We start from the raw sequence: 8,328 nt of genomic DNA, 5'->3' as shown, positions 1-8,328 counted from the left end.
AGCTGTTCCTTTTCCAATGAACGGCATCGACGCCCCAGCCAGCGGGTTCCAATCGGGGGCTGGGGCGTCGTCGCGTGTATAGCTTGGCAACGAGCGCGCCCGCGCGCAACAGTCAAAAAGCCGTATCCCATGGCTTATTTATAAAAAATAACCCTTGACCGCAGACTGACCCGCCACATCTGGCGGATCCGCCACATGGTTTGACGTTGTTTTCGCACCTAGCGCGCACGGCCGGCGAAGTCAATAGGTGCGGTGAATGCATGGCCGCTACGGCGTAGCGCTTTCGGTAACAACGTCACATGCCATCACATGGCATCACGGGTCTTAGCTTTACTTGTAAAGCGCAAGCACGATTGGCAGCGCCAGTCAACCGCCGTCGGTTCGGATGCGACAAATTGGATGAACGAAAGCAAAACGCCCCGCCGGATTCCTCCGTGCGGGGCGTTGCTGTGTCGATACCGGCGATGGCGCGTCAGCCGGCCTGGGCGTAGAACCTGCCAATCACCTGCAGGTCGTCGTCATTGCCGGCGAGGCGCTGGGCTGCTTGCGCGACGCGGCGCCACCCCTCCCGCTGGTCGCCGCGTCCCTCTACCTGCCGCAATGTCCTGCGCCAGGTAGAGGGACGCGGCGATCGACCGGCGGTCGCTGCCGGGGCTGTCCAAGACCTCGATCTCGCGCATCTCGCACACCGGCTCGGCGCCGTCGGTGACGATGTGGCGGCGCACGGCCTGCGCCAGCTGCGCGACGGGGTCGTTTTGTTCTCCTGTCGCGGTCGTTGATCTCGTGATAGCGTCGGTCATGACTGCTTCCTTTCAATTGCGGTCAGCAGTGGCGCTCCAGACCGCGGCTCGCAATCGAGGACCGGGGCGCCACTGCACCATATCCTGTCTCGCGTGCGCGTATGCAGACAAGAGCCTTCTTGTCGCTAGGCGTGCTATCAACGAAAAAAATGATGTTGATGCAGGACGTCGAATGAAGTATGGGCGCTCGGATTTTCGATTTTATGAATTTACGATACCGAAAATGCCTCATCCCTGCCCCTCATCCATTTCCGCTTCACACGGTGTGAACTTGCTCACAGCCACACCGCATCCTCATCCATTTCCGTCACACAATGATGTGACCATCATCCTATTCGGTCTAGACCGAATTTCCCGGCGATTACTGCTCTGCCGTCGCGCAACATGAATTATGCGGCAATCTCCTGGTTGATCACCCCGTGATCGGAAGATTGTCCTGGGCGCAGAGGATGCGGTCGCGCCAAACGAAAAGCGGCGCCAGCTCACGCTGACGCCGTTTTGCTGTGGCTTTCGATGATCGACCCCTCCGCCCGCTCGCATGCACGGGTAAGCTTGCTGTCAATCTTCTATCCACCCGAACGGTCCTCTTGCATACGAGACATGGTGCCGTTCGTATCGTGATGCTCCGTGGCCTGCGTTGCATCAGCCCCACCGGGGTCTAGCGATTGACGCTCGCTTCTGCGTTGGTTCGACTGGGCTGCCGATCTTGCCACACCCTCGATTTCAGTGGAGCGGTGTTCCTCCTGCCGCGCTCTTGAGTAACCCGCGGGCGCCTCTTGAGCATCTAGACTTCGTCTCCGTCGTCTTGATGAACTAACTATATCGTTTTTACTTCATGACGTCAAGTATAGATTGAGTTTTCTGAGCGTTTCCAAAAGAAAAGCGGCGTCCCTTTCAGGACGCCGCTTCCTCAATCACTCGTTCGATCTCCTCGACCGGCACCTGCTCGCCCAGGGTGGTGCGCAGGGCCTTCTGGATTTGCTCCACCGTCTTGCCGGCGGCATGCCGGTGCAGGATGGATTGGCGCAGGCGGTCGGTAACCGGCGGCTGGTCTGCTGGCGATCCGGCATCCGCCGGCGGCGCCAGGCTCGCCTTGATCCGCTGCACGGTCCCCGCCCCCACGCCGACCATCTGGGCGGCTTTGTGGACGCTGGTGCCGGCCAGCAGGAGGCGCCTGATGTGCTCCTCCTTGTGCGGCGGCACGCGTGGGCGGCCGAGGGTCTTACCTTGGGCCACTGCTCGCGCCAGCCCGGACTTGACGCGCTCCTGGATCATGGCGCGCTCGAACTCGGCGAACACGCCGCACATCTGCACCATGGCCTTGCCGCTGGGCGTGGTAGTGTCCACCGCCTGCTGGTGCAGGTAGAGGCCCACGCCAGCGGCACGCAAGTCCTCGATCGTCTCGACCAGCCCCTGAAGACTGCGGCCGAGGCGGTCGATCGACCAGGCCATCAGCACGTCGATCTTGCCGCGCGTGGCTGCCTTCATCGCGCGGTCGAGGCCGGGCCGCTTGTCGCGCCCCTTGGCGCCGGACACGCCGGCGTCTTCGAATACCTCGACCACGCTCCAGCCCCGGCGTTCTGCCAGGGCCTCCAGCTCGCGGCGCTGGTTCTCCGTCGTCTGCTCGTCGGTGCTGACGCGGAGGTAGAGGGCTGCGCGGGTCATTTGCGCGGACCTGTGCTATCGCCCTTGCGGAACAGCACCACTGCGCCAGGCTGACGCCCAGGCCATGCCGGAGAGAATTCCCCGTTTCGTATTGGCCATGTTTCCCCATCCCAATAAAAATCTTCGTCATTGGGGCCGGAACCTTCGACCCATGCCGCGCGGATCGTGGTGCGGCTGACGGCGAAGATGGCGCTGTTGCCATCAACGATGCCAACGTACGTCCCAGGCTCGGGGGCTTTTATGGATTCTACTTCGTCGGCCATGATTATCTCCGTGGCGGTGATCGTACAGAAATTATCATCACCCATTTCTGTACGCAACAGCGCCCTACAGAAAACACATGTTTTTTGTACGGCCCAAAGAACGCCAGCAAACGCTAGGGATTCCGCCATCTGCCAAGGCGACTTGCGAGAGGGGTTTTCTGTACGGCCCAGCGTCGTACAGAAAACCCGTACAGAAATCTCGCCGTACAGAAAACCCCTACAGAAAAGATAGCGGGCCGTCGCTCCCAAAAAATCCAGGGCGCCGGCCGGCCGAGCGATGTGGGATTTGTGGGCTCCGCGCGCCCTCCCCCACCCCACCAAAATTTAAATTTATGGAGTTTTAAGCAATTCCTCGCCCGCTATCTTACTTCCCCGCCGACACCATCCGCCACGCCTGCCCGCTGCGTCCGCGTCCGTTGCGCAACATGCAGAACTCCACCACTCCCTGCAAACGCAGGGCTTCCAGCGCCACCCGGCGCTCGTCGGCTGTGATGCCCTGCCCCTTGTTGCACATCTCGCTGAGCGTAAGCCCGCTCTCGCCGGCCACCGTCAACGCGCCCACGATCCGACGCCTCACATATTCCGAGCGATCCTGGGGCCCGAACTTCGCCTCGCCGAGGGGCTCGTCCGCCCTCTCCAGCGTCTCCCCGGGCAACCCGAACTCCTTCCACAGCTTCCTGGCCGCCACCAAGCCGTTGATGGCCTTGCACGCCATCACGATATCGACCTTCTGCTTCATGATGACGACGTCGCTCGCACCGATGTCGCTCAGCCCGTTTCCGGCGCTCATGCCACCCTCCATCACCACCTCCATCGGTCACCCACTGCCGGGCTCAACCAACGGCCACTTCTTTTGTTTCATGCGTGCTTATTTAAATAATCATCGAAGAATTGAGATTGCCCACCGGCTTCCGGGCCCACTTACATCATTTCCCTCACCTTGCATCACGCGCGGTGAATGACGCTATTGAAGAATGTTTGAATAAGTTAATGAATAAGGAAGAACCAAGGAATCCTAGAGGTATAGGTATATATTATATATATAATTATATATATTATATAATACACTACCCTTCTCTCATTCCGTCAGCGGGGGTCTCTCTCTCCTCACTCACTCCCCATATCTGTCTGTGTGTCTGTGTTTAGCATGACGTAAGTCGGATCTGATGTTTCTAACTCATTGATCTGTAACGCGTATTCGCGATTTTAGAGAAAAATTTTAATTTGACGAATGATGAAAGCCCTAAAGTTACCCAACTGCCCTATGTGCCACGGGGTGACGGCACCTAAGGAGCGGCCCATGAGACACGCACCTGCGCACCAGATCAAATCCCCTCGCAAGCCTCTTGCGCGACCCGACGAGCCGCGTTACGGTCAGGTTGGTAAATATGCGTCATCCCGCACTAGCGGGAGATCGTCCGGGTCCCGCTTCTCCGGGGTGCGATCTACCGACGTCGATCAAGTCCGCCACTGTCGGGGCTAACCCTGGCTGCGGCATGTTCCAAGGGCCGCGTCCGAGGCGGGAGGCACCGAGGAACTCCATGAACCATCCAATCCAGGATGGCGATTGGGGTTGCTCGGCTTATGCGCCAGTACGCCCCGCCATATCGCCGTCCTCTAGAACGAGGACACGCACATGAAAGACCAGTTTACCGCCATCTTCATCGCCGTTCTGGCCATTACCTTCGCCAGCGGCCTCGTCGCGTTCGTGATCTCGATCACGGCCGGCGCTGAGCCATCTGCGGCACAAATCCTGGTCGCCAGAGGCATGCTCACTATCTGCGGCAGCGGTGCGGCAGCCATCTTCTGGCTTCTCCGGAAAGGCCACTCGTGATCCATGGCATCCCCGCCATGAACTCCAGAAGCCCGCTGATTGATGGGTAGCCGCCACACGGCGACACAATCAGCGGGCTTCTGATGAACCCCCAGATCGCCAACCCGACCCGCCCCACCGCGACACCCCACAACGCAACAGGCCCGGGCTACGCGCCCGGGCCTGTTCGCTTGTTCACGCGATGTCGCAGATCGTGGCGTCGGTGTAGACGCGCAAAACAGGCACGCTGATCGGCGCGTGCGAGCATGATTGCGATGATCATTCGCCTCGGTCAACCTCCGTTCAGGGCACGTATCGGTCGTGAATTGCCTTGAATTGTGCAAGGCCCTCCTCCCCAAACGCAAAAGCATCCTCCAGAAACTCCCGATAACTGGTGTGTTCTAGAATATCTTGCGGGATTGATGCGCCAAAACCAGGGTGGATCGGAGGGCAATTCGACAGCGGCAGTTCGATCTTGGCAGCGTTCATGAAGCGAAGATAAATCGAGAACGTCATCATCAGCAAACCAAATTCGTCGTATTTCTTCTTCAGACGAAAGAATTGCTCTGCGTCCTCATCGGACAATTCATCGACCCACCTCGGCAACAACGGTTCAGTATACCTAAGCAGAGGGTCGAGGCGACGCGTTATCTCTGGAACAAAGAAATTATCGTACCAACTTCCTTCAAAATCATCCTGAAATTCAGACCAATCTACGAGCTTGACATTTGTTAGATCGGCAGCATTGAACGAACCAGATTGGAACCCGGCGGTCGAGATAATATAGCCAATGTTAGCGCCAACATCCCCTAGGACAGTACGGAATCCATGTATGACGTTCTGGGGGACACGAGATTTCCAATTTTTGCATTCACAAACAATTGAATATTTCCGGCCTCGGACGTTTTCCTCGGCGTACACGTCGATTTCAACTGCGCCACGCGCTCCCTGAATGACTTTCTCGACCTCAACGTTGAAGCCGCATTCCCGCAGGATGCGAGCAACATCGTTCTGAAGCCCTCGCCAGTCGTTTGGAGCCTTCGTCGTAATCATGCGTCCCGCCAGCCTGGAAACCACATCGACCCAAAACTCTCTCGCGCAGGGGGCTTCAGGCCGAGGCAGAATACTGGTTCTGTGGCTCCTGACCAGTGCTTCGGGAGCATAGAGCGCAAGACGCCGACATCAACAGCTTGATACTCATCACCCCGCCGGCTCGACGCAGTTCCGCGGGGCCGTGATCACCTCCGCCCCACTGGCGACCCGGCAGCGGACCACCTCCACGTCAGATGTGGGCCGGTCCGGGCGCTCCTTCTTGCTGGCCTGGCCTGCAATCATGACGACCCGACCAGCGACCTCCAGCGGCACGCAGCCGGCCGCCGCAAGCGCACCCACCAACACCAGGATCGCCTTCATGGTTCCACCCTCTTCTCCGGCGTGTCCTTCGGAAGCATCTCGATGGCGGACGCGATGCTCAGTGCCGCGTCCTCGCCTCCCTCCATCCTTTTTATCACCAATTCGTTGGTCATGTAGCTCTTGGCCGACCGCTGCAAGTTTGCCGTAACGACGCAGACGTTAATACACTCCTTGCGCATCGCCTCCCGACCGGCGCAATTCGCCGCGCTGATGGCGGCGGTGATGTCGGTGGCGAGTTCCTTGTCTTGCCCGCGGCTCAGGGCCATGCGCCACTTTTCGGCAACGGCGGCAGATCGCTCTTCGGGAGCCGGCTCGGATGCCGCGGCGGTAGTTGTCTTGCTCATTTGTGATTTTCCAATGCCGCGCGGCCGGCGTCGGTGATGACGCAGGAGGCCTCGGATCGCCTCTCTGCCCACCCCGCCGATATGCAAGCCTCCTTCGTGCGGCCAGTCGTCCCCCAGAAGGTCGGCAGGTTGCCATTGTCATCGGCTCGGCTGAGCCATTTCCGTTGCGCTGCGGACGGGAGCCGCGTCGCGGCGGTGGGGGAGGTGGTCATCGGGCGGGCTCCTGGGGCTCTGCAAACAGGCGGTCATGAACCCAATCGCCCGCACGATCCGCGCCGATCAGGTGGAGCACCGCCATCAGAGGATGGCCGATGAAGCTGTGCCAGAAGTGAGAGGTGATCATGACTTTCCCTCCTGATGGTCAGTCGGCAGGCAATCACACGCCTTGACCCACGCTTCATGCAGCCGATCAAGCGACCATGTATTGGCTGGTCCGCTGTTGGCGATCTGGTAGCGGGCTTTCGTGAACATGGTCAGTGCCTCCCTCATCCCGCGCTCGCGCTCCAGCGAGGTGGACAGCGCTTCCTCGCACTCGTCCATGGCCTCGGAATAGCCGAACAGGTTGGACCATTCAGGCGGTCGGCCTGTGACCATGGCGAACAGCTTGCCAAGCGCGTTCTCCGCCGCGTCGCGCTGGTCGATGAGCTCGAGCGCGACGGCCTCTTCCTTGTCCCGCTCGGACGTCATTGCGGCAAGCGCTGCCTCTGCGGTGGTGGCGCGGGCCTTGGCTATGCCGTGCCTCACGCCAAGCGCCGCATTCTCGGCCTTCAGCCGCTCGATCTCCGCCCGCTGTGCCTCGATCTGCCGGGCCTGCGACTGCGCCAATTCAACAAGCCACGGCACGTCCTGATGGGCCGATGCGCAGAAGCTGGCGTCGTCCTTTCTGTAGAAAGGCACCGCTTGGAACGGCGATGACAGGGTTTGTTGCCCCATCTCGTTCAAGTCGTAGATGCTGCGGGTGATGTTCGGGCGGGTGCTCAGATAGCCGCCATGCGAGTGCCAGATGCCGCCGGTTGCCTTGGCGTGCGTCTCGGCGATCTGCTGCAACTTGCCAGCCAGTTCTTCCGGCGTCAGCGCGGCGGGGGTGGTGTCGGTCATCGGGTGGGCTCCTTGGCGCTGAATGCCGTGCCGGTCGTAACGCCATCGGCGACGATCACGCTCGGCACCCCGTTGGAATGCTTCTCAACCCATAAAATAAACTGCTGAATTTGCGAATTGTACGCGGAAATACGCGCCTCTTTTGTTGCCTGTCTTACCATAGCTTCATTGGAGGCCATATGTTTATACGCATCTGTCATCTTTTCTTTTGCCAAATAGGCATAGCGTTCTGCCTTTTTGAATGCTTCTGAGTTGTAGGAAAATTTATAAGGGGCAAGACTTGCTTCGTGCTCTTTAGCCATGAGGTCTTTGACAACATTTTTGTCGTTTTCGATGACATCTGCGTACCGTTGTTCTGCAAGTCTTCCTGCGGCCATTCGGGCATAACGTGCCGCCATTTCAACAAAAAAAGCGTACCCGTATTTTCTCTCCGCAAATGGCCCAAGGCGGCGCAAGCTTGGGCTGGATGACATTTCGGAAGAGTGGCATACTTTTGAAGCGTCAATAATAGATTTCAAAGACAGCATGTATGCCGTGTCGAAACAATACACCATACCTTTCTTTTTCCGTTCACTATCAACTTCTGCAAGTGCGGCTTGGTACAAACTTTCAGCTTGTTGCGTTGATGCTCGTGCGTCTTCTTGGCTGGCTATCCCTTTGGCGTATCGTTCTGACACCGAGAGAATTTCTTCCAAAGCGGTTGCGTTTCCTGAAAACTCAATAGCGCCTCTTGCGAAAACCAGGGCCAGTTCAACCAACTTTGAACGCCAATCTTGTGGAAGTTCCGAAAGACACCAAAGAGCGTGGTCGAGGCCGTAGGATTTGGCGGCATCAATGATGCTGATCGGCAATTCTGATTTGGTCGCGCAGGAACTTGCGATGGCGTCAAACATATTGGCGGCTGGAACAATTGAAGTGGTGATCGCCATAGC

Annotated in this window: 12 protein-coding genes; 1 reads left to right on the top strand and 11 read right to left on the bottom strand. The window is 58.6% G+C overall.

What is annotated here, in order from left to right; genetic code table 11:
* Positions 1-518: 518 nt before the first annotated feature.
* From ABMY26_RS07220 to ABMY26_RS07205, 4 genes are all read right to left on the bottom strand, one after another.
* Entirely contained in the window at positions 519-800 is a 282-nt protein-coding gene (locus tag ABMY26_RS07220) for a hypothetical protein (RefSeq protein ID WP_372395249.1), read from the bottom strand.
* 894 nt (positions 801-1,694) lie between these two features.
* On the bottom strand, positions 1,695-2,465 hold the full coding sequence (locus ABMY26_RS07215; protein ID WP_372395248.1) for a recombinase family protein: 771 nt from the start codon (positions 2,463-2,465) through the stop codon (positions 1,695-1,697).
* A complete protein-coding gene (locus ABMY26_RS07210; RefSeq protein ID WP_372395247.1) occupies positions 2,462-2,728 on the bottom strand; it encodes a hypothetical protein in 267 nt (88 codons plus the stop codon). The genes ABMY26_RS07215 and ABMY26_RS07210 overlap by 4 nt, the downstream gene beginning before the upstream one ends.
* A gap of 364 nt (positions 2,729-3,092) precedes the next feature.
* Positions 3,093-3,518 carry a hypothetical protein gene (locus ABMY26_RS07205; protein WP_372395246.1) on the bottom strand — a complete coding sequence of 142 codons (426 nt, stop codon included), beginning with the start codon at positions 3,516-3,518 and terminating at the stop codon, positions 3,093-3,095.
* An 846-nt stretch (positions 3,519-4,364) separates the two neighbouring features.
* On the opposite strand from ABMY26_RS07205, the gene ABMY26_RS07200 reads away from it, so the two are divergent.
* Positions 4,365-4,562 (top strand): hypothetical protein, encoded by a 198-nt coding sequence (locus ABMY26_RS07200; RefSeq protein ID WP_372395245.1) that lies wholly within the window; start codon positions 4,365-4,367, stop codon positions 4,560-4,562.
* Positions 4,563-4,844: 282 nt separating this feature from the next.
* Here the strand turns inward: ABMY26_RS07200 and ABMY26_RS07195 are convergent, their stop codons facing one another.
* From ABMY26_RS07195 to ABMY26_RS07165, 7 genes are all read right to left on the bottom strand, one after another.
* On the bottom strand, positions 4,845-5,594 hold the full coding sequence (locus ABMY26_RS07195) for a restriction endonuclease (protein ID WP_372395244.1): 750 nt from the start codon (positions 5,592-5,594) through the stop codon (positions 4,845-4,847).
* Between the two features lie 147 nt (positions 5,595-5,741).
* Positions 5,742-5,954, bottom strand: a complete 213-nt coding sequence (locus ABMY26_RS07190) for a hypothetical protein (RefSeq protein ID WP_372395243.1) — start codon at positions 5,952-5,954, stop codon at positions 5,742-5,744.
* Positions 5,951-6,298, bottom strand: a complete 348-nt coding sequence (locus ABMY26_RS07185; protein ID WP_372395242.1) for a hypothetical protein — start codon at positions 6,296-6,298, stop codon at positions 5,951-5,953. Before ABMY26_RS07185 ends, ABMY26_RS07190 begins: the two co-directional genes overlap by 4 nt.
* Positions 6,295-6,510 (bottom strand): hypothetical protein, encoded by a 216-nt coding sequence (locus ABMY26_RS07180; protein ID WP_372395241.1) that lies wholly within the window; start codon positions 6,508-6,510, stop codon positions 6,295-6,297. Before ABMY26_RS07180 ends, ABMY26_RS07185 begins: the two co-directional genes overlap by 4 nt.
* Positions 6,507-6,641, bottom strand: coding sequence for a hypothetical protein (locus ABMY26_RS07175; protein ID WP_372395240.1), 135 nt, complete (start codon positions 6,639-6,641; stop codon positions 6,507-6,509). The genes ABMY26_RS07180 and ABMY26_RS07175 overlap by 4 nt, the downstream gene beginning before the upstream one ends.
* Positions 6,638-7,396 carry a hypothetical protein gene (locus ABMY26_RS07170; protein WP_372395239.1) on the bottom strand — a complete coding sequence of 253 codons (759 nt, stop codon included), beginning with the start codon at positions 7,394-7,396 and terminating at the stop codon, positions 6,638-6,640. Before ABMY26_RS07170 ends, ABMY26_RS07175 begins: the two co-directional genes overlap by 4 nt.
* A complete protein-coding gene (locus ABMY26_RS07165; protein ID WP_372395238.1) occupies positions 7,393-8,325 on the bottom strand; it encodes a hypothetical protein in 933 nt (310 codons plus the stop codon). The genes ABMY26_RS07170 and ABMY26_RS07165 overlap by 4 nt, the downstream gene beginning before the upstream one ends.
* Positions 8,326-8,328: the final 3 nt, after the last annotated feature.

It is taken from the genome of Azospirillum sp. HJ39, from assembly GCF_041507355.1.
Classification (GTDB): Bacteria; Pseudomonadota; Alphaproteobacteria; order Azospirillales; family Azospirillaceae; genus Azospirillum; species Azospirillum thiophilum.
The sequence above is the reverse complement of the archived record's forward strand: the minus strand, read 5'-3'. Positions and strand labels throughout refer to the sequence as shown.